The sequence below is a fragment of the Vibrio sp. SCSIO 43135 genome, assembly GCF_023716665.1.
GTDB classification, from domain to species: Bacteria; Pseudomonadota; Gammaproteobacteria; order Enterobacterales; family Vibrionaceae; genus Vibrio; species Vibrio paucivorans.
This window is the reverse complement of the sequence record NZ_CP071859.1, coordinates 925,793-951,243: the sequence shown is the minus strand read 5'-3', so window position 1 is coordinate 951,243 and position 25,451 is coordinate 925,793. Positions and strand designations below refer to the sequence as shown.

24 protein-coding genes are annotated in these 25,451 nt (G+C 45.2%); 5 read left to right on the top strand and 19 right to left on the bottom strand.

Features of this window, described 5'->3' with window-relative positions; translation table 11 throughout:
- Nucleotides 1–88 precede the first annotated feature (88 nt).
- Nucleotides 89–1,306: a sugar metabolism global transcriptional regulator Mlc gene (mlc, locus tag J4N42_RS04495; protein ID WP_252030041.1), complete on the bottom strand. Its 1,218-nt coding sequence runs from the start codon at nt 1,304–1,306 to the stop codon at nt 89–91.
- Between the two features lie 371 nt (nt 1,307–1,677).
- Here mlc and pyk point away from each other — a divergent pair, with 371 nt between their 5' ends.
- Entirely contained in the window at nt 1,678–3,123 is a 1,446-nt protein-coding gene (gene pyk / locus J4N42_RS04490) for a pyruvate kinase (protein ID WP_252030039.1), read from the top strand.
- A gap of 104 nt (nt 3,124–3,227) precedes the next feature.
- On the opposite strand, the gene J4N42_RS04485 is transcribed toward pyk, so the two are convergent.
- A complete protein-coding gene (locus J4N42_RS04485) occupies nt 3,228–4,358 on the bottom strand; it encodes a patatin-like phospholipase family protein (protein ID WP_252030037.1) in 1,131 nt (376 codons plus the stop codon).
- 11 nt (nt 4,359–4,369) lie between these two features.
- Nucleotides 4,370–4,459, bottom strand: a complete 90-nt coding sequence (cydH, locus tag J4N42_RS04480) for a cytochrome bd-I oxidase subunit CydH (RefSeq protein WP_252030035.1) — start codon at nt 4,457–4,459, stop codon at nt 4,370–4,372.
- 136 nt (nt 4,460–4,595) lie between these two features.
- On the opposite strand from cydH, the gene J4N42_RS04475 reads away from it, so the two are divergent.
- A complete protein-coding gene (locus tag J4N42_RS04475; RefSeq protein ID WP_252030034.1) occupies nt 4,596–5,180 on the top strand; it encodes an outer membrane protein in 585 nt (194 codons plus the stop codon).
- Nucleotides 5,181–5,257: 77 nt separating this feature from the next.
- Here the strand turns inward: J4N42_RS04475 and J4N42_RS04470 are convergent, their stop codons facing one another.
- The 15 genes from J4N42_RS04470 to yceD all read right to left on the bottom strand — a co-directional run bounded on the left by J4N42_RS04470 (nt 5,258) and on the right by yceD (nt 18,272).
- Nucleotides 5,258–5,665, bottom strand: coding sequence for a hypothetical protein (locus tag J4N42_RS04470; protein WP_252030032.1), 408 nt, complete (start codon nt 5,663–5,665; stop codon nt 5,258–5,260).
- 151 nt (nt 5,666–5,816) lie between these two features.
- Entirely contained in the window at nt 5,817–7,250 is a 1,434-nt protein-coding gene (gene ptsG, locus J4N42_RS04465; protein ID WP_252030030.1) for a PTS glucose transporter subunit IIBC, read from the bottom strand.
- Nucleotides 7,251–7,695: 445 nt separating this feature from the next.
- Complete coding sequence (locus J4N42_RS04460; RefSeq protein WP_252030028.1) at nt 7,696–8,463, bottom strand: TatD family hydrolase; 768 nt, start codon at nt 8,461–8,463, stop codon at nt 7,696–7,698.
- Nucleotides 8,454–9,419 carry a DNA polymerase III subunit delta' gene (holB, locus tag J4N42_RS04455; RefSeq protein ID WP_252030026.1) on the bottom strand — a complete coding sequence of 322 codons (966 nt, stop codon included), beginning with the start codon at nt 9,417–9,419 and terminating at the stop codon, nt 8,454–8,456. Before holB ends, J4N42_RS04460 begins: the two co-directional genes overlap by 10 nt.
- On the bottom strand, nt 9,419–10,051 hold the full coding sequence (tmk, locus tag J4N42_RS04450) for a dTMP kinase (RefSeq protein ID WP_252030024.1): 633 nt from the start codon (nt 10,049–10,051) through the stop codon (nt 9,419–9,421). The genes holB and tmk overlap by 1 nt, the downstream gene beginning before the upstream one ends.
- Nucleotides 10,048–11,064 carry an endolytic transglycosylase MltG gene (gene mltG, locus J4N42_RS04445; protein ID WP_252030022.1) on the bottom strand — a complete coding sequence of 339 codons (1,017 nt, stop codon included), beginning with the start codon at nt 11,062–11,064 and terminating at the stop codon, nt 10,048–10,050. Before mltG ends, tmk begins: the two co-directional genes overlap by 4 nt.
- The gene (gene pabC, locus J4N42_RS04440; RefSeq protein WP_252030021.1) at nt 11,061–11,864 is read right to left on the bottom strand and encodes an aminodeoxychorismate lyase; all 804 of its coding nucleotides are present in this window, start codon (nt 11,862–11,864) and stop codon (nt 11,061–11,063) included. The genes mltG and pabC overlap by 4 nt, the downstream gene beginning before the upstream one ends.
- Before the next feature lie 110 nt (nt 11,865–11,974).
- Nucleotides 11,975–13,216, bottom strand: coding sequence for a beta-ketoacyl-ACP synthase II (gene fabF / locus J4N42_RS04435; RefSeq protein ID WP_252030019.1), 1,242 nt, complete (start codon nt 13,214–13,216; stop codon nt 11,975–11,977).
- A gap of 94 nt (nt 13,217–13,310) precedes the next feature.
- Nucleotides 13,311–13,544 (bottom strand): acyl carrier protein, encoded by a 234-nt coding sequence (gene acpP, locus J4N42_RS04430; protein ID WP_004406112.1) that lies wholly within the window; start codon nt 13,542–13,544, stop codon nt 13,311–13,313.
- Between the two features lie 233 nt (nt 13,545–13,777).
- Nucleotides 13,778–14,512 carry a 3-oxoacyl-ACP reductase FabG gene (gene fabG / locus J4N42_RS04425; RefSeq protein ID WP_252030782.1) on the bottom strand — a complete coding sequence of 245 codons (735 nt, stop codon included), beginning with the start codon at nt 14,510–14,512 and terminating at the stop codon, nt 13,778–13,780.
- Between the two features lie 27 nt (nt 14,513–14,539).
- Complete coding sequence (gene fabD, locus J4N42_RS04420) at nt 14,540–15,463, bottom strand: ACP S-malonyltransferase (protein ID WP_252030017.1); 924 nt, start codon at nt 15,461–15,463, stop codon at nt 14,540–14,542.
- Nucleotides 15,464–15,537: 74 nt separating this feature from the next.
- A complete protein-coding gene (locus J4N42_RS04415) occupies nt 15,538–16,488 on the bottom strand; it encodes a beta-ketoacyl-ACP synthase III (protein WP_252030016.1) in 951 nt (316 codons plus the stop codon).
- Nucleotides 16,489–16,493: 5 nt separating this feature from the next.
- Nucleotides 16,494–17,519 (bottom strand): phosphate acyltransferase PlsX, encoded by a 1,026-nt coding sequence (gene plsX, locus J4N42_RS04410; protein WP_252030015.1) that lies wholly within the window; start codon nt 17,517–17,519, stop codon nt 16,494–16,496.
- Nucleotides 17,520–17,528: 9 nt separating this feature from the next.
- Nucleotides 17,529–17,699 carry a 50S ribosomal protein L32 gene (gene rpmF / locus J4N42_RS04405; RefSeq protein ID WP_004414666.1) on the bottom strand — a complete coding sequence of 57 codons (171 nt, stop codon included), beginning with the start codon at nt 17,697–17,699 and terminating at the stop codon, nt 17,529–17,531.
- A gap of 48 nt (nt 17,700–17,747) precedes the next feature.
- Nucleotides 17,748–18,272: a 23S rRNA accumulation protein YceD gene (yceD, locus tag J4N42_RS04400; protein WP_252030014.1), complete on the bottom strand. Its 525-nt coding sequence runs from the start codon at nt 18,270–18,272 to the stop codon at nt 17,748–17,750.
- 149 nt (nt 18,273–18,421) lie between these two features.
- Here yceD and J4N42_RS04395 point away from each other — a divergent pair, with 149 nt between their 5' ends.
- The gene (locus J4N42_RS04395; RefSeq protein ID WP_252030013.1) at nt 18,422–19,003 is read left to right on the top strand and encodes a Maf family protein; all 582 of its coding nucleotides are present in this window, start codon (nt 18,422–18,424) and stop codon (nt 19,001–19,003) included.
- Nucleotides 19,004–19,059: 56 nt separating this feature from the next.
- Here J4N42_RS04395 and rluC read toward each other — a convergent pair whose 3' ends face one another.
- A complete protein-coding gene (gene rluC, locus J4N42_RS04390) occupies nt 19,060–20,010 on the bottom strand; it encodes a 23S rRNA pseudouridine(955/2504/2580) synthase RluC (RefSeq protein ID WP_252030012.1) in 951 nt (316 codons plus the stop codon).
- 612 nt (nt 20,011–20,622) lie between these two features.
- On the opposite strand from rluC, the gene rne reads away from it, so the two are divergent.
- Together rne and J4N42_RS04380 are read left to right on the top strand one after the other, a co-directional pair.
- Entirely contained in the window at nt 20,623–23,538 is a 2,916-nt protein-coding gene (gene rne, locus J4N42_RS04385; protein WP_252030011.1) for a ribonuclease E, read from the top strand.
- A 263-nt stretch (nt 23,539–23,801) separates the two neighbouring features.
- Nucleotides 23,802–25,358 (top strand): SulP family inorganic anion transporter, encoded by a 1,557-nt coding sequence (locus J4N42_RS04380; RefSeq protein ID WP_252030010.1) that lies wholly within the window; start codon nt 23,802–23,804, stop codon nt 25,356–25,358.
- The last annotated feature ends 93 nt before the right edge of the window (nt 25,359–25,451 follow it).

Genomic DNA, 25,451 nt, shown 5'->3' with positions numbered 1-25,451 from the left:
CATAAACCGCAATGGACAGATTAAAAAGTTACCACAATGTTAGCTGGCTTCACGATAAAAAAGATTCTGACTAGTGAGGGAAGTCGAATTAGCCTTCGATTACTTTCATAAGAAGGAGGCCATCATACAAAGCTTGTTTAATCAGTGCCGCACCCGGCATCGTTGCCTGTTTGTAAAAACGAGACTCCACCAGCTCAAGATCTTGGTGATAAACAGGTAAGCTTTGCTCTTCGATGCAAGTTTGAATCGCAGGGTACAAAATCTCTTTTGCTTGGTTGATTACCCCGCCGATTAGGATTTTCTCTGGGTTAAATAGGTTGATAACGATCGCAATCGCAGACCCTAGGTAACGACCGAGTTTCTCAATCACATCAACTGCTAACGGGTCACCGTTGGCGGCGGCTGCACAAATACACTCAATAGTCATAGAGTCATTCTGAGCTAGGATTGACTCTTCACCATTCGCAATACGTTGTTCAACCTCTTCACGAATGGCTTGAGAACTCGCTACGGTTTCAAGGCAACCAATATTGCCGCAGTGACATGTCTTACCATTGGGATCGATCTGGATATGGCCTAGCTCACCAATATTGCCATGACGGCCTTGCAAAACGCGGCCATCGAGGACAATACCAGCGCCCAAACCGTGGTGAATAGAAATCAGCACAGAATTGTCGTTATCTTGCGAATGGCCAAACAACTTTTCCGCTAGCGCCCAAGCACGAGTGTCGTTGGCAACGAAAACGGGCAAGCCAGTCGCTTTATAGATTTCAGGACCAAGTGCGAGATTTTCAACGTTGTAATGCGGCATTTGCAACACAATACCGTCTTCAGAATTCACTAAACCTGGCAGTGTGATCGCGATGCTTGTCACCCTATCCAGTTGCTCTGAGTAGGTTTGAAAAAACTCTTCTATTTCATGTAGCAACCTAGCGAGCACATCGTCTTGGTCAATTTCATGAATGTCGATTTTTGTATCGATCAGAACATCACCACCAAGTTCATGAAGAGCGATGGTCAGATAACCTCTTCCCAGTCGCATTGACAAAAATTGCCAACCTTGGTTGTCCACTTGCAAACCAACCGCTGGGCGACCACGAGTTGTCGCCTCTTGCACTGTGGTTTCATGAATAAGGTGAGACTCGATTAATTCACGAGTAATCTTAGTGATACTGGCAGGCGCAAGCGCACTCTCTTTAGAGAGATCGATCCGAGAAATCGGACCTTTTTGGTCTATGAGTTTATAGACTCGACCAGCATTGACCTGCTTAATATGGTCAATGTGACCGGGTTGGGCCATGTACATTGCGCACTCCAAAAATCAACAACCTGGCAATTTTTTTACTTTGCGAAGTAATTGTGAAGCGCTTTGACATATCACCGTGACAAGCATCACGTATAAACATAGATCTTTGCGGAATTAGTCAAATACTGACGAGTTATTGAGATTCTGTGCGAAATATTTCTGGTCAATTATGATCTTAACCTGCGTAACAAATAAAGCTCAATTTATTCCCCTAACCAGTAACTTTGTCGATACAAATTCTTACTCTGAGAAAGACGTCACGCCTAGGCATTTTTCCTTGAAGTAAAGCCAGTTACGTGACTCCCAATCCGGCAGAACCTTGGATCTTGTGTATATACTAAATGAATCTAGGTCCGACACAGGAGTGAAGAATGACCTCTACCCAACGCAGAACAAAAATAGTCGCCACATTAGGCCCTTCTACTGATAAAGGTGACAATCTTGAAGCCATCATTAAAGCGGGTGTTAACGTAGTCAGAATGAACTTTTCACACGGCACGGCAGATGACCACCGTCAGCGAACTGCCAAAGTTCGAGCCATTGCCGCCAAATACAGAACTCATGTCGCGATTCTTGGTGATTTGCAGGGTCCTAAGATTCGAGTTTCAACCTTTAAAGATGGAAAAATCCAACTCACACCAGGCGACAAGTTTACCCTAGACAGTGACCTTAGCCCGGGTGAAGGTGATCAAGAGGCCGTAGGACTCGACTACAAAGAGCTACCAAACGACGTGTCTCCAAATGATATCTTACTGCTCGACGATGGTCGTGTTCAGCTGAAAGTCGTCGCAGTCGATGGCAATAAGGTTCACACCACAGTCACTATTGGTGGCCCACTTTCCAACAACAAAGGCATCAACAAAAAAGGCGGCGGCTTATCAGCTGATGCCCTGACAGAAAAAGACAAGCGCGATATCCAACTAGCAGCTGAACTCAAAGTGGACTATTTAGCAGTGTCCTTCCCACGTAACGGTGAGGATATGAAGTACGCGAGAAGACTCGCCAGAGACGCAGGATTAGAGGCCAACTTGGTCGCAAAAGTTGAGCGGGCTGAAACAGTCGCAACAGAAGAGAACATTGACGATATCATCATGGCGTCAGATACCGTCATGGTGGCTCGTGGTGACCTTGGTGTAGAAATTGGCGACCCAGAGTTGGTTGGGGTACAAAAGCAGCTGATTCAGCGTGCCAGAGCGCTTAATCGCACTGTAATTACCGCAACACAAATGATGGAGTCGATGATCACCGCGCCAATGCCAACACGTGCAGAGGTAATGGACGTTGCCAACGCAGTATTGGATGGTACAGATGCAGTTATGCTGTCAGGCGAAACCGCAGCTGGTGCATACCCAGTGGAAACAGTTAAGTCGATGGCCGAAGTATGTGTGGGTGCCGAGAAGAAAGCATTGGAAAGCGCTTCCAGTTATCGTATCGACCGTACTTTTGCGACGGCTGAAGAAACTGTTTCTATGGCAACCATATACTCTGCTAACCATATGGAAGGCATCAAAGGCATGGTTGCGCTCACAGAGTCCGGGCGCACCGCTTTGATGATGTCTCGCTTAAGCTCAGGGTTGCCTCTCTTTGCGCTATCTCGCAATGAAAGCACCCTGAACCGATGCAGCTTATATCGCGGTGTGACGCCGCTCTATTTCGACACTGACGTAGGTTCTGGCTTTGATGTTGCGGTAGAAGCACTGAAATCGTTGAAAGAGAGAAAATTGGTTGAGTTTGGCGATATATTGATCATCACTCAGGGCGATATTATGGACGTAGCAGGTTCCACTAACTGCATGAGAATCCTGCCTGTCACCTAAAGCTCATTGTTCTTTGAGAGTAAAAGAAACGAAAAAGGCTCGCTATAGCGAGCCTTTTGTTGTTCTGCCAATTACCATTTTTATGAATACCGCAAACTTCAACGCTAACTTTTAATCGTTGAATAGGTTTCGATGAACCTTAACCCCGCTTGCACTCCCAAATCATAGTCATGTAGCAAGTCTTCTTTGTTGCTCATAAGAGAGGTCGACTTTAATGGACTATCTGGTTTGATCTGAACAATAAAGCAATCATCCGGAGGGTTATTCAAAAAGTCTTGAGTTAGCGAGTAAGTTTGATAATGGACCATCAACATATCAGCCAAACCAGAGTCAAACTTATCTCCGATGAGGTGACTTAAGCGGTAAATGTCATCGGCGCCGAACAACCAGCGTCCACCATTCATGGACTCTAAATGGGAGTGTTCAAGCTTTTGCAGCTTGGACTTAGCAATCTGCTGTTGAAAGAAGCCGTTCCAGTCTGACTTCCACTGCTCGAGTTTTTGCTGCCACTGCTCTTGAATAGAGTTAAAGGATTCTCTAAACCATTCAACTTCATTGCGCTCAATCGATGGAACAATATCGGAAGTGTCTAAATCACTCCCCTCTGTGCGAATCACAGCAATAAAACGCGCCTCTTTGCGCCACGCCTCTTGAACCGGAATAGATGCTGAAACACCACCATCAACAAAAGATTGGGTATTAAACGTCACTTCATTTGGATAGAGCCGTGGGATTGCGCATGTCGCAAGCATAACCTTGTACCAATCATCACCGAGCATTGGTAGGTAATGGTCGTGAAGCGTAATCGAATCCGTCACTGCGGCATACGCTTTACGCTTCCCTAATACTGAGCGGCCCATATCAACATCGAGTTTGTATGGGTACTCACAAATCCGATCCAATGCCCATTCTAAGCCTAAATATCGCTTGCGACGGATGTAGTGGAATAAATGGAAGAATTCAGGGTCTGTCGTGAGCTCTGTGACGAAAGTACGGCCTAGTCCGTGCTGTCGACAAAGAAAGGCACACAGATTTAGCGCACCAGCGGACGTGCCATAGAACTCATGGAAAGGGTCAAAGTTGGATAAAAGAAATGAATCGAGCACACCGGAAGTAAAAATTCCGCGCTGGCCACCACCTTGAGCAACCAAAGCGTGCTTACCGCCAGTGTACTTCGCTAGCTGGTCAAAATTGACCTGCGTCGAAAGGTTAGTTACACAGCCATAATTGAACATATCACCCATGGCTAATGTGTAATAGCAACCAGTCCGTAACTAATAAGAACCGCAAAGATCGATGCAGTAATGATTAAAGCAAACTTTAGCTCTGATTCCATAAACACCTCCTAGTATGTAACAAAGTAATAACAGCACTGTGAAACATGTTCAATAAATGGCGTTTTTTCGTGCACAATTATGGAGTTACCATCACAATAAGTCTTATATAGTGTTCAATTGGAACAAGGATCTCACATGAAGCCGATCATCGCCTCTTTGCTATTCACGTCAGCGATCATCAGCCAGAGCACACAGGCTGATATTTATATCACCCCTTGGGTTGGGTATACCTTAGGCGGAGAAGTTGTCGATCAGGATGATAACGAGTACGACTTAAAAGCATCTGAAAGCTTTGCCTTAGCGGTCGAAGCCACACTTGAACAGGGTCGTATCGGCCTTTACTACGCCACTCAAAACAGCAGTATCGATCAAGTCAACGAAGACAGTGCTATCCATTACCTCCACTTGCAAAGTAGTATTTACTACCCTGTGGAGAAAAACTTTTCTACTTACGTCGGAGTCGGTTTAGGGGGATCCTATACCGATGTGGACTGGGCTGACGACAAATACGGATTTTCAGCCAGTTTGTTTGGTGGAATGGAGTATAACCTAAGCGACAATATGGCAATTAATGGGCAATTACGTTGGTTAGGAACCGTAGTTGACAACGAGACAACCAGTGTGTGTAACCTCCCCTCTTCTGAGGCCTGTACCATACGATTTAAAACAGATTGGATGAACCAATTTTCTGCCAATATCGGCCTAGTGATAAGTTTTTAGGGACGGTTGTTCTTAGACGCTGAAAACAAAAGGGTAAGCACTTGCTTACCCTTTTGTTTTTTTAGATTCACATAACACTAAAAGCTGTACTTAATACCAAGAGCCGCACCAATTTGAAGCTCAGGACCTTTGTATAAGTTCAGTTCAGGATGAATTTGACCATACAAATCCCACCCCTTGCTCAAATCAACATTTAAGCCAAGTGGCACACGCATACCAAAGTCATGATCCCACTCACCCCATGCGCCCGCTCCTACATACCAAGTCAATGGATTATTGGAATCATCAAAAGAGCCGTTGGCAAAAATGTAGTCGAATGCTGCACCTTCATTACCGATGATCGCTCGATACTGATCGTTAATCTCGATAACGACACTCAGTTGTTGATCGACTGCCATACCAACAGCAAGGTCTGTCTCAGATGACTCACTCGCGTAGGCAGAAAAAGAGGCTAACGCCGCACAACAATAAACAAATTTTTTCATGATCTCGTCCACATCAAATCTCTGCTCATTTTATAGCCGTTAGATTACCCCTATATGTCAGACACTCGTCAGTTAGCGTTAAATGCTTACTGACATTTGTAACAAACAATAAAAAAGGAGGCCGAAGCCTCCTTTTCACAGAACGTTTGGATTAACCGTTGTTACGGATCCACTCGTCCATATCTGTTTTTAAGTTATCAGACTTAGTACCGAAGATGGCTTGAACACCACCAGCAACAACTACTACGCCAGCAGCGCCAAGTTGTTTTAGTTTGTCTTGGTCAACAACTTCAGTATCAGCGACAGAAACACGTAGACGTGTGATACACGCATCTAGACCAGTGATGTTTGCTTTACCGCCGAACGCAGCAACAAGTTCACCAGCCATTTCTGAACCAGCCACTGTGTTTGCAGCATCGTCAGATTCGTCTTCACGACCTGGAGTCTTAAGATCTAGCGCTTTAATTACGGTGCGGAATACCGCGTAGTAAATCGCTGCGTAAACTAGACCAACGACAACCATTAGACCCATCTTCTGTGCGTTACCAGATAGAACTAGGAAGTCGATTAGACCGTGTGAGAAAGAAGTACCGTGTACAAAGCCTAGAGTGTTAGCAACAACGTATGCAGAACCCGCTAGTAGAGCGTGAATACCGTAAAGTACAGGAGCAACGAATAGGAATGAGAATTCGATTGGCTCAGTGATACCAGTTAGGAATGAAGTCAGTGCAGCAGATGCCATGATACCCATTACTTTCGCACGGTTTTCTGGCTTAGCAGAGTGAGCGATAGCAATAGCAGCAGCTGGTAGACCGAACATCTTGAACATGTAGCCGCCTGCTAGCTGACCGAAGCCATTACCTGCAGTACGAGATGCTTCGTCAGCAACTAGGTAACAAGTTAGTACGCCATTTTGAGTTTCACCAGCAGCGTTCACACAAGTACCCGCTTCGAAGAAGAATGGTACGTTCCATACGTGGTGTAGACCGAATGGAATTAGAGAACGTTCAACGATACCGTAGATACCGAATGCAAGTTGTGGGTTTTGGTGTGCAGCCCAATCAGAGAAAGACGCGATAGCACCGCCAATTGGTGGCCATACAACAGAAAGTACGATTGCTAGAGCGATTGCAGCGAAACCAGTAATGATAGGCACAGCACGCTTACCAGCGAAGAAGCCAAGGTACTCTGGAAGCTGAATCTTGAAGAAGCGGTTGAATGCCCAAGCAGCAACACCACCGACTAGGATACCACCTAGTACGCCAGTATCGATCTTATCAACACCCATCACACCAGCCATTACACCTAGTGTTGCCGTCATGATGCCGTAACCAACGATCGCAGCAAGACCTGCTACACCGTCGTTATTTGTAAAGCCAAGTGCCACACCAACTGCAAATAGTAGTGCCATTTGACCGAAGACTGAACCACCAGCTTGTTCCATTAAGTTAGAAACGATGTCTGGGATAAAGCTTAGATCGGCCGCACCTACACCCAGTAGGATACCCGCAACCGGAAGAACTGATACTGGTAGCATCAAAGACTTACCGACTTTTTGCAGGTTAGCAAAAAGGTTCTTAAACATGTTTATGCTCCTGATAAAGTTATTAGTATTTCTTGGGTTCTAACGGCACACCCCCGTAGCCTAAATGTTAGCACCCAGTGAAAATGTAACCATGTGTTGCATTATATTTTCCGGCTCTAAATATATCTTGATGCCCCTCAAACTTTCTAGCCAGTTACGAAATTTAGTTTCAAAGTAATATACAGATCACAATCAAATCTTCGTACTGCAATGCTTTACACAACACACATCTTATTGTTTTTATTATAAATAATGTCACTTCCGATTAATTTTGATGGGTAAATAAAATAAAGGTAATTGTTATTTCATGTAACAAAATTACATTCAAACTATTTCAGCTCTCATCTTCAACATATTTCGTAAACAAGAGAAAAACTTACCCATTAAGTGATATACGGCACAAAAAAAGGGAGCTTATGCTCCCTTTTTATTCAAATTAGATTTTCTATCGCAAAAAAAGATTTTGGAAGTTTTCGCTGGTTTTTTGGCCAACCTCACTCAAAGAAACACCTTTCAACTGAGCAATGTAAGCGGCAACCTCTACAACATAGGCTGGTTGATTTTGTTTTCCACGATGTGGAATTGGCGCTAAGTAAGGTGAATCCGTCTCAATTAGAAGGCGCTCCAATGGCAAAGCTTTCACGACTTCTTTAAGTTCTGTAGCTTGCTTAAACGTCACAATTCCAGAAATAGAAATATAGAACCCGAGTTCCATTGCAGCTTCAGCAAAAGGTAAATCTTCAGTGAAACAATGAATCACGCCACCACACCGCTGCGCATCTCCGTTACGAAGTATGCTAAGAGTATCCTCACGTGCATTACGAGTATGTATGATAAGTGGTTTATTGAGCTCCACCGCAAGCTCAGTTTGTTGCTCAAAACGGAGTTGCTGTAATTGGGCTGTCTCAGGCTGATAATGGTAATCAAGGCCTGTTTCACCAATGGCAACTACCTTAGGGTGCTTAGCGTATTCATGCAGCACATCAAGGGCAAAGTCGCTTTCTACATCAAGAGGGTGAACACCACACGAGGCGTGCACATTATCGTAAGGTTTGATCATTTCCAACATATTGGGAAATGAATCTAGCGTAACCCCAACAGACAGCAGCTCGTTAACGTTCGCTTGGCGTGCTTTCTCAATAACATCGTCGATGCCATTGTGCAGTTGCTCGTAATCCAGTTTGTCTAAATGACAATGAGAATCTATGAACATGTTTCTCCACTTAGCTCAATGAGCCAGTTCATCAGTAATAATTCACGGTTAAGCCCAGAATGCGTGCGTAACTGCTCTTGTAGCGCTCTCAATGAGTTCGCTTGCTTGTACAGTATATCGTAGCTTAGCAATTCGCTCAGCGCTTGTGCGCCAGGAGTAAAGCACGCTTCATTTAAACCAAAATGATATTTTTGTGCATCGACCAGCAGGTACCAAACCCAAGATAAACATTCATCGTCTTGAGAGGCAAGCAACTGACTTAACTCGATACGCTGCGTCCAGTCGTTGCGTGCAACACTAAGTAGCTGTGACTCTACTTTGCTGTATAGTTCATCGCCCTTATCTTCAATAAATGAAAGCGCTGTTAGCGGCGCATTACCATGGATATGGGCTGCATATGCTGGAACCGCTTTGCTTGTGTGCTCAGAGAGCCAAGCCGAAACACTTTCCGAGGTAGGAGTAGCGACTACCCACTGCTGGCAGCGACTAACAATTGTTGGTAGTAACATACTGGCTCTAGGTGCCACAAGAATGAAGATACAGTTAGACGAAGGCGTTTCGAGCGTTTTTAGCAAAGCATTGGCCGCAGACTCGTTCATCGCTTGAGCCGGTTCTATGACAATCACACGAAAGCCACCAAGCTGAGATGATTCTTGCGCCATACGATTACAAGTACGTATCTGATCAACAGTAATCGCTTTGCCTTCTTTTTCTGGGGAAACCTTATGGAAATCGGGATGACTTCCCGAATTCATCAGCTCACAGCTATGGCAGAAACCACAAGGCTCAGATTCATAGTTCTGGCACATGAGTGCTGAGCATGCTTTATCAACAAGTTCACCTACCCCTAAACCCTTCGGTGCGCACACTAAGGTGGCATTCGAGAAACGCTTCTGGTCTAAGTTATCTTTCCACTGTTGCCAAACTGGTGACAACCAAGGATACAACGCCTGCATTATTGGCTTTCTAACCAGTTTGTTAACGCTTTAGAGATGTCGCCAGCAACCTGAGGAATCGCTTGCTCTGCGTTAATTATGACTACAGAGTCGTCTTGCTCGGCCAATTCTAGGTAGCGCTCTCGAGTGCGGTCAAAGAAACTGATGTCCATTTTTTCAATGCGGTCGAGCTCTCCCCTTCCTCTCGCACGTTCAAGGCCGACGCGAGGGTCAAGATCAAGGTAAAGAGTCAAGTCCGGCTTGAATTCGCCCAACGTCGTGTCTCTTAACGCTTTCATAGTATTAGCAGATATCTGGCGGCCACCACCTTGGTAAGCTTGAGAAGACATATCGTGTCTGTCACCAACGACCCAAGTTCCGGACGCCAGCGCTGGTTTTATCACATTTTCAACCAGTTGGACACGCGCAGCATACATCAGTAGCAACTCGGTCATATCTTGCAGCTTCTCACCTTCGTGCTCTTCTTTTACCAAAGCACGCATCTTCTCGGCCAACACTGTACCGCCTGGCTCACGGGTATTACGGATAGAAGCAACGCCCGCTTGCTGCAAAGTTTCCAAAATAGCATTGATAGCTGTGCTTTTGCCGGCACCTTCTAGGCCTTCGACGACGATAAATTTTGCTGAGTTCATTTGTTACTTCTTAATTGTTTTAGATAAGCCCGTACCGCACGGTTATGATCGGCTAAGTTTTTAGAGAACACATGCCCACCTTTGCCGCTGGCAACAAAGTATAGGTAGTTACTGTCTTCAGGGTTTAAAGCCGCTTCTATCGAAGCCCTACCAGGCATTGCGATTGGTGTTGGCGGTAAGCCATTGATCACATATGTATTGTATGGCGTTGGAGTACGTAAGTCTTTCTTTCGAATATTGCCGTCATATTTATCGCCCATACCATAGATAACCGTCGGATCGGTTTGTAAACGCATGCGCTTGTTTAAACGGTTAACGAATACCGAAGCCACGCGCTCTCGTTCGGATTCAACAGCAGTTTCTTTTTCAATGATGGACGCAAGAATCAATGCTTCATAAGGCGTTTTAAGCGGCAGATTAGCCTGTTTTTCCTGCCACTTACTGTCTAGCACATCATTTAACTTTTGATGCGCTCGCTTCAAAATATCGGCATCCGATGTACCCACTGTGTAGTGGTAAGTTTCTGCGAGAAATAGACCTTCAAGCTTGCTTTGCTCGATACCTAGTTCAACAGCAACTTGTTCTTCAGACAAGCCTTTCAACTCATGCTCTAAGTATGGCGCTTGAGATAACGCTTCGATCCACTCACTAAAACGGCTACCTTCAACAAAGGTAATCGCAAATTGGTGTTCGCGACCCTCATTCAAGAATAATAGTGCTTGCTCAAGCGTTTGTTGGGGCTCTATTTGAAAAGTACCAGCTTTGATGTGTACCAGCTCAGGGTGAACGCGGCGCAATAATCGCGAATATTCACTAGGCTCAATCCATTCATTTTGAGCAAGCTGGTTGAGAACTCCATTCAAACTAGTGCCCGAAGAAATAGTGATGATCTCTGGTTCAGTTATCTTTACAGGTTGGTCAAGATAACTGTTAATTTGGTTTGTCACATAGAAAAAGCCGCCAATCGCGACCATAGCCAAAACAATAAATAACGTTGCTATTTTTTTTATCACGAGCCGAGGTTCTCCTGAAGTCGTCGTGTTAAGGTTCCAATTGAATAATGATGGTCGGCTACTTGTACTACAGGGGCAATGCCAAGAATCGAGTTAGTCATAAACACCTCTTTCGCACTGAGTAAGGCATCTAGGTCGTAGTCCTCATCAGCAACAACTAAACCCGCCGCCTTTGCTTGGTCAATCACTACTTGTCGCATAACCCCTGCGACTCCAGAGTTCAATAGGCTCGGGGTGAACAATGTACTACCATCACTCCAAAACAGATTCGCCATCGTCGTTTCGATGACATTACCAGTGACATCGAGTACCACAGAATCTGTATATCCTAATTGCTCAGACTCAGCCTTTAGCAAAACTTGCTCTAAGCGGTTGTTGTGCTTAAGACCTGCGAGCATAGGATTAATACCTAGTCTCTGATTGCACACTCCTAGAGCCAAACCATCTCGAGCTAATTGTTCATAATTACTCGGGAATGCAAAGTCGCTTATAGTAACATTTGGTGACGAAACTTGCGCGGGGCTATAGCCTCTGCCTCCTTCTCCTCTGGAAATATGCAGCTTAAGTCCAGAAGTGCTTTCTGGTCGCATAGCCATTGCCAACCACTGTTGTACTTGCTCCCAGTCAGGTTCTTGTATGTCTAATACCGCCAGCGCCTTTTTCATTCGCCGTAGGTGTAATGGCCAATGTTCTATAACTCGCTCTTTGACAAGCATGGTAGTAAAACACCCATCACCATATTGAAATGATCGGTCTGTCGGTGAAATGTGTTCAGACTCAATACCATTTAACCAGAACATTAGAACTCCCTAACACGAAATAATAAGCAGGCAGATACAAAAAGAAACGGCTCAATGCTAAGCATCAAGCCGTTTCAAAACAAGTCAAATTAACGTTTGGTGTCGTTTGTTTAGATCTTCTTAAAGATCAAACAACCGTTAGTACCACCAAAGCCAAATGAGTTACATGCTGCGTATTCCATCGATACTTCACGCTTAGTGTGCGGTACAAGATCGATATCTAAGCCTTCTTCTGGATCGTCTAGGTTGATCGTTGGTGGAACAACCTGGTCAACAAGAGACATCGCAGTGATAATCGCTTCAACAGAACCTGCAGCACCTAGTAGGTGACCCGTCATCGACTTAGTCGAAGATACAAGAACTTGCTTTGAGCCAGCTTCACCAAGAGCACGTTTAATGCCTTTGACTTCAGCCACATCACCTGCAGGAGTTGAAGTACCGTGAGCATTCACGTAACCAACCTGTTCGCCAGTGATACCTGCATCACGCATCGCTGCTTCCATTGCTAGCGCACCGCCAGAACCGTCTTCACTTGGAGAGGTCATGTGATAAGCATCGCCGGACATACCGAAGCCAACCAGCTCACAGTAAATTTTCGCACCACGAGCTTTCGCATGTTCATACTCTTCAAGAACCATCATGCCTGCACCATCACCAAGAACGAAACCATCGCGGCCTTTATCCCATGGACGAGAAGCTTTTTGCGGTTCTTCGTTACGAGTCGATAGCGCTTTCGCTGCACCAAAGCCACCCATGCCTAGCGGGGTTGACGCTTTTTCAGCACCACCAGCTACCATTGCATCCGCATCACCGTAAGCGATCATACGTGCTGCGTGGCCAATATTGTGAAGACCTGTAGTACAAGCTGTAGAAATAGCGATATTTGGACCACGTAAGCCACGTAGAATAGACATGTGACCTGCAATCATATTCACGATTGTAGACGGTACAAAGAATGGGCTGATCTTACGTGGGCCTTTTTCAACAAGTGCTTGATGACCTGTTTCAATTAGACCTAGACCACCGATACCAGAACCGATCGCAACACCAACACGTGCAGCGTTTTCTTCAGTTACGGTTAGGCCTGAATCATCCAGTGCTTGAACACCAGCAGCGATGCCGTATTGGATAAACAAATCCATCTTACGTGCATCTTTTTTAGACATATACTCTTCGCAGTTAAAGTCTTTAACTAAACCTGCAAAACGAGTTGAGAAATTGGTTGTATCAAAATGCTCGATATTAACGATGCCACTTTGACCAGCTAGCAGGGCTTTCCAAGAAGATTCTACAGTGTTGCCTACCGGTGACAACATACCCATGCCAGTGACAACTACACGACGCTTGGACACGATCTTATTCTCCGGAATTGAAATGATTTAATGAGGGATAAAAAGAAGACAATAAAAAACACAGGCGGCCAGAAGGCCGCCTGGGAGAGAGATATTACTGAGCGCTGTTTACGTAGTCGATTGCAGCTTGAACAGTAGTGATCTTCTCAGCTTCTTCATCTGGAATCTCAGTGTCGAATTCTTCTTCTAGAGCCATAACTAGCTCAACTGTATCTAGAGAATCAGCACCTAGATCGTCAACGAAAGAAGCTTCATTTTTAACTTCTGCTTCGTCTACACCTAGCTGTTCAACAATGATTTTCTTTACGCGTTCTTCGATGTTGCTCATTTTTCTTTTCCTTTACAGATTTCGCCTAATGCGATGATTCCGTAGTTTATTAGAACTATTGAAAGTTGCAAGGGGGTCCTTGCTGGTCAAACCACAATTTTCGCGAATTTAACCGAAATTCAGTACATTTTTGACTTAAATCATGCACAAATCTTGCGCATGTTAGTGCAAAGTTTATCACTAAAAGTGCTCTAAATTACAAATAATCGAGCACTTTAGTGCAAACATTTGCATTAAACCATATACATGCCGCCATTAACATGCAAAGTTTCACCTGTAATATATGCCGCTTCAGGAGAAGCTAGGAATACAACTGCAGATGCGATTTCTTTCGGATCACCAAGACGGCCAGCTGGAACGTTCGATAACGTTGCTGCACGTTGCTCGTCATTTAGCGCCTTAGTCATGTCAGTTTCAATGAAACCTGGAGCAACAGTGTTCACTGTTACACCACGTGACGCTACTTCACGTGCCATTGATTTAGTGAAGCCGATAACCCCTGCTTTTGCTGCAGCGTAGTTAGCTTGACCAGCGTTACCCATAGTACCAACGACCGAACCAACGTTGATGATACGACCAGCACGCTTTTTCATCATGCCACGCAGTACCGCTTTTGACATACGGAAAATTGGCGTCAGGTTAGTATCGATGATGTCATCCCACTCTGAGTCTTTCATACGCATAAGCAGGTTATCACGAGTGATACCAGCATTGTTCACTAGAATATCAATGGCACCAAACTCATCGTTGATCGTTTTTAGCGTTGCTTCGATAGATTCAACGTTAGTTACGTTGAGTGCTAAACCTTTACCATTTTCACCAAGGTACTCGCTGATAGCAGCCGCACCGCCTTCAGAAGTTGCAGTACCAATAACTGTTGCACCACGTTCAACAAGCAGCTCGGCAATTGCACGGCCAATACCACGGCTCGCACCAGTAACTAGAGCAACTTTGCCTTCTAGGTTCATCATGTTCGTTATTCCTTTGTTTGGTAATTACTTAGCAGCGTCTAGAGAAGCAGTATCATTGACTGCTGCGCCACTTAGTGTCTTAACAATTCGCTTTGTCAGGCCAGTAAGTACTTTGCCTGGACCAAGCTCTAGCAATTTCTCTACACCTTGCTCGCTCATTAGTTGAACGCTTTCCGTCCAGCGAACTGGGCTGTATAGCTGACGAACAAGAGCATTCTTAATTTTCGCTGGATCAGTTTCTGCAACAACATCAACGTTATTGATCACAGGAAGTTGAGGTGCGTTAAACTCGATGTCCTCAAGCGCTACCGCAAGCTTATCTGCTGCAGGCTTCATCAATGCACAGTGGGATGGTACAGAGACAGGAAGAGGTAGTGCACGCTTAGCGCCCGCTTCTTTACAAAGCGCACCCGCACGTTCTACTGCAGCTTTACTACCCGCGATAACAACTTGACCTGGAGAGTTAAAGTTTACTGGAGAAACAACGTCACCTTGTGCAGCTTCTTCACATGCTTTTGCAATCGACTCATCATCAAGGCCGATAATCGCGTACATTGCACCTGTACCAGCCGGTACCGCTTCTTGCATCAATTGGCCGCGCAACTCAACTAGCTTAATAGCTTGTTTAAAATCGACAACGCCAGCACAAACTAACGCTGAGTATTCACCTAAGCTATGACCAGCTAAGTTAGCTGGCTGCTCTAGGCCTTGCTCTTGCCAAACACGCCAGATAGCAACAGAAGACGCTAGCAATGCAGGCTGTGTGCGGTGAGTCTGATTCAGATCTTCCACTGGGCCATTTTGAACCAAAGCCCACAGATCGTAGCCCAAAGCTTCAGACGCTTCAGCAAATGTGTTTTTAACTACTTCATACTGTTCGCCAAGTTCAGCAAGCATACCTACAGCTTGAGAACCTTGGCCTGGAAATACGATAGCAAACTTGCTCATTTTCTTTTCCTTAAAACAAAGTAAGAAAGAAAAGATGCCGCTACCGGCATCTTAAATTTGATTATGTGTTGTGCTTAGAACTTGACGAGTGCCGAGCCCCAAGTAAAACCGCCACCAAATGCTTCGAGTAGTAGCATTTGACCACGCTTAATTCTTCCATCACGTACCGCTTCATCTAACGCTGTTGGTACAGTCGCAGCTGAAGTATTACCGTGCTTATCTAGTGTCACCACAACTTGGTCAAGAGACATAGACAGTTTTTTCGCGGTCGCCGAAATAATTCGATAGTTAGCTTGATGAGGTACTAGCCAATCAAGTTCTGATTTGTGCATATCGTTAGCAGCGAGAGTATCCTTCACTAGCTTAGAAAGCTGAGTGACAGCAACTTTAAAGACTTCATTGCCCGCCATGTGAAGCCACTTATCCGCATCACCACCACGCTCAGGAACTTCTAGGCTAAGTAATTCGCCGAATTGTCCATCAGAGTAGATATGTGTAGATAAAATGCCAGGTTCTTCACTCGCACCCACAACTACGGCACCTGCGCCGTCGCCAAAGAGGATGATGGTTGAGCGGTCAGTTGGATCACACGTCTTAGATAATGCGTCTGAGCCAATAACTAAAACGTTTTTACACATGCCAGATTTGATGTGCTGGTCGGCAACAGACAGCCCGTATACAAAACCAGAACACGCTGCCGCGATATCAAACGCAGGACAACCTTTAATGCCTAGCTTACCTTGAACCTGACATGCAGAAGATGGGAATGTATGACTGCTACTCGTCGTTGCAACAATGATGAGATCGATGTCGTTCTTATCAATGCCCGCCATTTCAATAGCGTTTTCAGCTGCATAAAAACCCATATCCGCAACAGTTTCATTTTCTGCTGAGATTCGACGCTCTTTAATGCCTGTTCGAGCTACGATCCACTCATCGCTGGTATCTACCATTTTCTCTAAGTCGGCATTCGTGCGCACTTGAGATGGCAGGTAGCTGCCAGTACCTAAAATTTTGCTATACATGAAGACTAATAATGCCTCTCGAGTAAAACCGCTTCCAAACGATCGCTTATACGGCTGGGTACTTGTCGTTTGACCTCGTGTACCGCTTCTCCAATCGCGTTGACGACTGCCGGTACATCAGCACTTCCGTGACTTTTAATGACAATGCCGCGCAATCCTAGCAAACTTGCACCGTTATACTGGTCGGGGTTCAGGGTTTTTAGTTCAGTAAATAATCCAGAAAACAACTTTCTAGCGATCCAGCCCTTTATAGATGAGCTCATCATGTGGGATTTCAACTTATCAATAAATAGCTGCGCTGTACCTTCACACGCCTTGAGGCAAATATTTCCTACAAAGCCATCGCACACAACCACATCCGCAGAGTCATGAAGCAGTTGATTACCTTCAATATAGCCAGAAAAGTGCACTGATTGAGTCTGAGATAGCATTTCTGCACAGCGCTTGACGAGGTCGTTACCTTTTATTTCTTCAGCGCCTATATTCAAAATTGCTACACGTGCAGGCCTTTCTAAATACTGCTCTGCCAGTGCACTGCCCATTACAGCGAACTGAAACAAAGAATCCGCGTCGCTGGATACATTCGCGCCTAAATCAAGCATCCATGTTTTCCCACCAGAGGCTGTCGGAAGTGCAGAAATTAGCGCAGGCCTTTCAATACCAGGCAATAACTTAAGACGAAAACGGGAAAGTGCCATGAGAGCACCGGTATTACCGCCACTTACACATGCACCTGCAGCATTATTTGCAACAAGATCAATAGCGGTTCCCATCGAACTACCTGAGCTATTGCGAAGTGCTAGAGAAGGTTTTTCTGAATTTGAGATCACTCGGTCACAGTGTTCAATACTCAATCGAGCATCATTTTGATAACCAAGCTGAGATAAATGAGGTGTGATCAAGTTGCGATCACCAACGAGGATCACTTTTAGCTCTGGGAAATGCGACAGTGCCTGCACGGCGGCAGGCACTGTGACGCGAGGACCGAAATCCCCGCCCATTGCATCAAGTGCAACGGTTACATTTTGCAAAGGTCAACCTTACTTGTTGATAACCTTTTTGCCACGGTAGTAACCTTCAGCAGTTACGTTGTGGCGCAGGTGAGTTTCACCTGAAGTTGCGTCTACAGAAAGTGCTGCTGTAGTTAGGGCATCGTGTGAACGACGCATGCCACGCATTGAACGTGATTTCTTGCTCTTTTGTACGGCCATTGACCCTACTCCTATGTTATTTCTTAAAGATACTTACTTATTAATAAGTTACTTCTTTAAGCTTTTTAAAACATCGAATGGATTCGGCTTATCTTCCACAATTTCTTCTGGAATTTCACCAAACACCAAATTGTCTGATTTAACGCTACAATCCGCTTCGTCATGCATTGCAATTTGAGGCAAGTTTAAGATGAACTCGTCTTCAACTAATTGTATTAGGTCTAATTCACCATACTCGTTCAGATCTACCAAATCGTACTCTTCCGGTGCTTCCTCTTCACTTTTCTCATTATAATAAGGAGTATAAGTGAATTGGACTTCGCATTCGTGTGCGAAAACCTCATTACAACGTTGACACTCTAAGTCGACTTCGATGTTAGCTTTACCAGAGATAACAACAAGTCGCTGCTCATCAAGCCCAAATGACACTGAGACTTGTGCGTCGCGTTTTACGCCTTCGACTGATTCCTCTAAGCGCTTGAAAAGACTAACTTGGATGATGCCATCGTAATCTAATCTTTTCTGAGCCGCTTTCGCCGGATCAACCGTTCGCGGTATTTTTACCTTTTGCATAGGGCGCGAATATTATCTTCCAAATCAAATTTAGTCAAAGAAAAAGCAAAAAAAGTTGTACTTTTTTGCCTTTCAGTTTCTATATCGGGTGAACAGAATTATCTCTTGAGTTATCCTGCGCTTAAATCCCAACTCATGCGGCTTGTGCTATGACAAACTACCAGCTTATTCTCGCCTCAACGTCTCCCTATCGTCAACAAATCTTGGCAAAGTTAGCCGTACCCTTTACTTGCATGAAGCCCGATTGCGATGAAAGCCCTATGGCTGGTGAGAGTTCTATAGCGCTTGTAAAGCGATTAGCAGAGAACAAAGCTCGGTCTTGCGTCAATGATAACCCAGCGCTCATCATTGGGAGCGACCAGGTCTGCGTAATTGATGGTGAGATCATAGGTAAGCCACATACTCGCGACAAAGCCATTGAGCAGCTGAGCCGCCAAAGCGGGCAATCTATTCAGTTTTTTACTGGGCTTGCCGTGTATAACAATCAAACTAATATAGTAGATGTGACCGTCGATACCTTTACCGTCCACTTTAGAACTCTGAAACTAGAGCAAATCGAAAACTATGTGGACAAAGAAGAGCCCTATTTCTGTGCCGGTAGCTTTAAAAGCGAAGGGCTTGGTATCGCTCTATTTGAAAAACTAGAAGGCAAAGATCCTAATACACTTATTGGTTTACCTCTGATCGAACTTATCGACATGTTACAAGCCCAAGGCTTCGATGTTCTTTAGGAAAATAAAAGGGCCGATGTCCTAAGCATCAGCCCTTCGCAAATTTAGTGACATTCCTAAGACGTCATCTTCCGTAATCCACTCAGCGCCTTTTCAAGTCTAGCTTCCATTGGTGCATTAATTTCCATCCAATCATCATTCGCTGGATGTTGAAACTTGATGTTAGCAGCATGTAAGAAAAGTCTATCGAGGCCCACTTTTCCTGTGTAGGCGTCAAAACGTCTGTCTCCATATCGATCATCCCAAGCAATCGGGTGACCCGTATATTGAGTATGCACGCGAATTTGGTGAGTGCGACCAGTAATTGGGCTGGCTTGGATTAATGTGGCTTGTTCGAACTTCTCAAGAATCTTAAAACGTGTTTCTGACGCTTTACCATTCGGATTCACTCGAACGATGCTATTCACTTCATTCTTTAAAAGCGGAGCATTAACAACTTTGCAGCTCGACTTCCATTGACCCATAACCAACGCAAAATAGAACTTCTTGACGGTTTTTTCTCTAAATTGGGCTTGCAAATGGCGTAGTGCTGAACGCTTTTTGGCCACAAGAAGAATTCCAGACGTATCTCGGTCGATACGATGAACCAATTCCAGAAACCTCGCTTGAGGGCGCAGCGCACGTAACGCCTCAATTGCTCCAAACTTAAGACCACTACCGCCATGAACTGCGGTTCCAGATGGCTTATTGAGAATGAGCATGTGTTCGTCTTCAAAAATAATGTGCTGTTCGAGTTCTGCTACTTTGTTCAGTTTAGTACTCACCACAGGCTCATCCGTCGTTTCTTCCATTGTCACTGGAGGAATTCGAACTAAGTCGCCTGCTTTTAGCTTATATTCTGCCTTAATACGCTTTTTATTAACGCGCACCTCTCCCTTGCGTACAATTCGATAAATCATACTCTTAGGTAGGTTTTTTAATTGATTGCGTAGAAAGTTATCAATACGCTGCCCAGCCATGTCGGCATCAATCTCGACAAACTGGACTTTTGTTCTTATTTCACTCATTTCGTTATTGTATCACTCAAACTCGCTCTAATTCACATTTTCTTCGCAACATATTTCCCTTTTTCTCATTTAAATAATTATTTTTATCTCCACGATAAAATGCTGTGGATAAAAAACGACCGCCGACTATCGAACACTAAGAATTCAATTGAAAAAACATACAGATAGAACTCACACCGCATAACTTGGTTCGTTTTTTTTATTCTGTTTATAACAAAGCAGATTGCTGATATTTCAATGCACTGCTATAGTTCACAGCTGCAATGCGCATTTTGGCTGATATTTAGCCAACATTAAATGCGATGGAGCAAAAAATAATGAGTAGACCACTTAGTATCGCGATGCCGCAAACGGCGTAAGACATTGTCGAGCTGAGTCATCTTGTTGCTCTACTCATCGTCTGTTCATGTTGAGTATTCTCCGCCAGTTTGCGGAGCACAAGCCCAGTATCGTTTTCCTTTGAAAACTGTGTTTGTGAAGACTGAAGTGTCCATAGAGCATCCCCTCCAGCCGGGAGGCTGCACCGATTTAGCCATGGGATCTGACACCGTGATGACGACTAAAAGCAACGAGAGAAATTAAAACAAAAGAAAAGATAACGAGATTTTTTAAATGAAAAGAATGTTAATCAACGCAACTCAAAAAGAAGAGTTGCGTGTCGCTTTGGTCGATGGCCAGCGACTGTTCGATTTAGATATCGAAAGTCCAGGTCACGAATCTAAAAAAGCGAATATCTACAAAGGACGTATCACTCGCATTGAACCAAGTCTAGAAGCTGCTTTCGTTGATTACGGAGCAGAACGACACGGTTTCCTTCCCCTAAAAGAAATTGCTCGCGAATATTTCCCAGAAGGTTATACCTACCAAGGTCGACCAAGTATCAAAGAAGTCCTAACCGAAGGTCAGGAAGTCATTGTACAAGTTGAGAAAGAAGAGCGTGGCAGCAAAGGGGCAGCATTAACGACATTTATTTCGCTTGCAGGAAGTTACTTGGTATTAATGCCAAATAACCCACGCGCGGGCGGTATTTCTCGTCGTATTGAAGGTGACGAGCGTACTCAGCTGAAAGCAGCTCTTAGCACTTTAGAGCTACCACAAGGTATGGGCCTGATTGTCCGCACTGCAGGAGTAGGTAAAAGCGCAGAAGAGTTGGAGTGGGATTTAAATGTTCTACTCAACCACTGGGGTGCAATTAAGCAAGCGTCTGATTCCAACCCAGCACCTTTCCTAATTCACCAAGAAAGTAACGTAATTGTTCGCGCAATTCGTGATTACTTACGTCGCGACATTGGTGAAATTCTTATCGATAGTAACACTATCTATGAACGCGCACTTGAGCACATCCGCTTGGTACGTCCAGATTTTGTTAACCGAGTTAAGAAGTACGATGGCGAAGTGCCTCTTTTCAGTCACTACCAAATTGAAAGCCAGATCGAGTCAGCCTTCCAACGTGAAGTTCGCTTACCATCAGGCGGCTCAATTGTTATTGACCCAACAGAAGCACTGACTTCTATCGATATCAACTCTGCTCGCGCAACGAAAGGTGGAGATATAGAAGAAACAGCACTAAACACCAACCTAGAAGCTGCCGACGAGATTGCTCGTCAATTGCGACTACGTGACCTAGGTGGTTTAGTTGTTATCGACTTTATCGATATGACGCCGGTACGCCACCAACGTGAAGTGGAAAACCGCTTACGTGATGCTGTGCGCCTAGATAGAGCACGTGTTCAGATCGGTCGAATCTCGCGTTTTGGTCTACTAGAAATGTCTCGCCAACGCCTGAGCCCATCTCTAGCAGAGGCAAGCCACCATATTTGTCCTCGTTGTACGGGCACTGGTGTTGTACGTGATAACGAATCATTGGCTCTATCTGTTCTTCGCTTAATTGAAGAAGAAGCACTAAAAGACAATACGTCTCAAGTACTGGCTGTAGTACCAGTGCCGATTGCCTCTTACCTATTGAACGAAAAACGTCGCTCTGTAAACCACATCGAGCGTATTCAAGAAGTTAAGATCACTGTTGTTCCTAACTCAGATATGGAAACTCCGCATTTCGAGGTTATCCGTGTTCGTGAAGGTGAAGAGTTTGACTTATTGTCTTACCTTCTTCCAAACAAACTGGAAGCAATGAAAGAAGCGGAAGGTCGTGAGCCTGTTGAAGTTGAAGCTAGGCCTCGCAAGCTAGAAGAACCTGCGCTCAAAGGTTTTGCTGCACCGGCTCAATCAGCTCCGACGCCAGCGCCAACTCCAGCGCCTAAAGCGGCGGAACCGGAAGCACCAAAAGCTGAAGAGAATCAGCCTGGTGTGATTAGTCGACTGTTCAAGGCAATAGGTAGCTTCCTATTCGGTTCACCAGAAGAACCGAAGAAAGAAGAACAACCTGAAGAAAAGCCTAAATCAAATCGCAACAATCGCCAACGCCGTAATCGTAATGATCAACGTCGCCGCAACAATCGTGGTAACCGCAATGACCGCGACAATCGTAATGAGCGCAACGAGCGTGGTAACAAGCGTAAAAACCCTCGCGATGAGCAAGTTGCAGAAAGTTCAGAGAACAAGCAAGAACGCAGACAGCAAAACCGTAAGCCTAAGCAAGATCGCCGTAATAAGCGTGATGATGCTAAAGCGAACCAGTTGGCAGAACAAGGCCAGCAGCTAGCAGCTGAAGCTCAAAACACTAAAGCTGAGTCTCAACCAGAAGAGAAAGTGGTTAAAGTGAAAGAGCGTCGCCAACGCCGTAAGCTGAACAAGCAAGTTCGAGTGAAAGATCAAAAGGCAAGCGAAGAAGCAAATGTAGCGAAAGCTGAACAAGTTGCACAAGAGGTTGCAGCTCAACCGTCAGCAGAGGCTGGTGAAAAGGAAGAGCCGAAGCAGCGTCGTAACCGTCGCTCTCCACGCCACCTTCGTGCAAGTGGTCAGCGTCGCCGTCGTGGTCGCGATCGTCGCCCTAACCCATTCCGTCTACGCAAAGGTGGGGTTGCTTCACCAGAAATGGCGATGGGTAAAGTGATCCCTCGCTATGATTTAGCGAAGCCGAATCAAAAACCAAAGCGTGAGGAGCAATCCACTGAGAAATCAGTAGAAACTGTAGCTTCTGTAGCAACTCTAGGCGGCTTTGCTTGTCCAGAAATGGCAATGGGTAAAGTGATTATTCGCCGTGACGTTGCCGTTGTTGAATCGGTAGAAGTGAAAAGCGAAGCGCCAGCAGTTGAACAAGTAACGACTACTGAACGAGCTCCTGTGGTTGAAGCACCACAAGAACCAGTAGCGGCAGCAAAAACACCTGTTGAAACTGCCCCAGAGAGCAAGCCGACGAACGTTGTAGCATCTGAGATTAGTTTGCCGAAAGCAATTAAATCTCAAGCGTCTGCTCCAATGGCAAAAGCACCTGGACCGCAGGAACTGAAAGAGATCGCTGTTGTTGCTGCACCTTTCCGCGCTGAGCGTTACCAGCCAAAAGGTGCTGGTAGTCAAGTGGCTCGCAGCCAAGCAGGCGCAGCAATGGCCAAACCTGTTGGTTATTAGAATTCCTGTTAGTTGTACATAACTAACAATGTAACGAAAGGGCTGCTATTTAGCGGCCCTTTTTATATCTCCAACAAAAATATTGCTCACAAATATTGTTCAAGCCCCGGTTCATTATTGAACTTAATCACACTTTTCGGTAGCATTCGCCGACTCGCTCTAAATGATGAGATTCTATACGCTGCTCTTTTACAATGCATTTTGCTCAGCTTGTTGAAATCATCATCTAGAATAAAACTAACATCCGCTAATACTGAGCAAACATGTTTGAATTCCCACAATTTTCTAAGCACTCTGTAAAAAATGACGTGCTGTCAGGTTTAACAGTAGCGCTCGCTCTGGTACCTGAAGCCGTTGCATTCGCGTTCGTCGCTGGCGTCGACCCGATGGTTGGCCTTTATGCAGCCTTTATCGTTGGCCTCATTACTTCCATTTTCGGCGGTCGTCCAGGTATGATCTCCGGCGCAACAGGCGCAATGGCTGTTGTTATGGTATCACTCGTCGCGACCCACGGGGTTCAGTATCTATTTGCAGCTATTATGTTGGCAGGTATCCTTCAGGTTGCAGCTGGCCTATTCAAGCTAGGTAAGTTCATTCGTATCGTTCCTCACCCCGTTATGATTGGTTTCGTTAACGGACTCGCGATTGTTATTTTCCTTGCACAGCTCGGTCAGTTTAAAGCGCCAGATTTAACGGGTGCCCTAACCTGGCTACCAACCGATCAAATGGCGCTGATGCTAGGCTTAGTTGGCCTAACTATGGCGATCATTCATTTCTTGCCTAAGTTCACGACTGCCGTACCTTCATCACTAGTAGCAATAGTGACCGTCACCGGATTAGTAGTTGGTTTGGACCTTGAAACTCGCACTGTTGTTGATTTCCTACGCACAATGTCTGGTGACGAAGCCGCTACTCTTGCTGGCTCTCTACCGACATTCTCAATCCCATCAGTACCATTTACGCTGGAAACTCTGCAAATCATCCTACCGTACGCGATTATTCTTGCTGCAATCGGTCTGATAGAATCACTGCTAACACTAACTGTACTTGACGAAATGACAAACACTCGTGGTCAATCTAACCGCGAATGTGTGGGGCAAGGTATGGCGAACATGACTTGTTCAGTGTTTGGTGCAATGGGTGGTTGTGCGATGATTGGCCAATCTATGATCAACGTAAACTCTGGTGGCCGTGGTCGCCTTTCAGGCATTGTTGCAGCGATCGCGCTACTGATGTTCATCTTGTTTGCGTCTTCACTGATTGAAATGATCCCACTAGCCGCACTTGTGGGTGTTATGTTTATGGTGGTCATCGGTACATTTGAATGGGCGACGTTCAAGCTGGCACGCCGCGTACCTAAACAAGATTTCTTTGTGATTGTGTTGGTGACGGTAGTCACTGTACTAACCGACCTTGCTATCGCAGTTTTCGTCGGTGTTATCGCGTCAGCATTGATGTTCGCGTGGCAACATGCCAAGCACATCTACGCAGACACTAACATCAATGAGGAAGGCTCAAAGGAATACAAAATTCACGGCCCAGTCTTTTTTGGCTCGGTTGCCAACTTCCTAGAGATCTTCGACGCACATGAAGATCCAAGCGATGTTATCGTCGACTTTGCGGACTCTCGTGTTACCGACCATTCAGCAATCGAAGCTATTGAAACTCTCGCAGAGCGCTATTCGGCTCAAGGGAAAACCCTTCACCTTCGACATCTAAGTCCAGACTGCCGTAAGTTGCTTGATAAAGCAGGTAGCCTAGTCGAAATCAACGTGAAAGAAGACCCAAGCTACAAAGTCGCAACTGACGTATTAGCTTAACAGCAAACCATATTAAAAGGGCTTGAATCCAATTCGATTCAAGCCCTTTTTTTATTCCTTCCCACTAACAGCTCAACCCCACTTCGGTAGCTG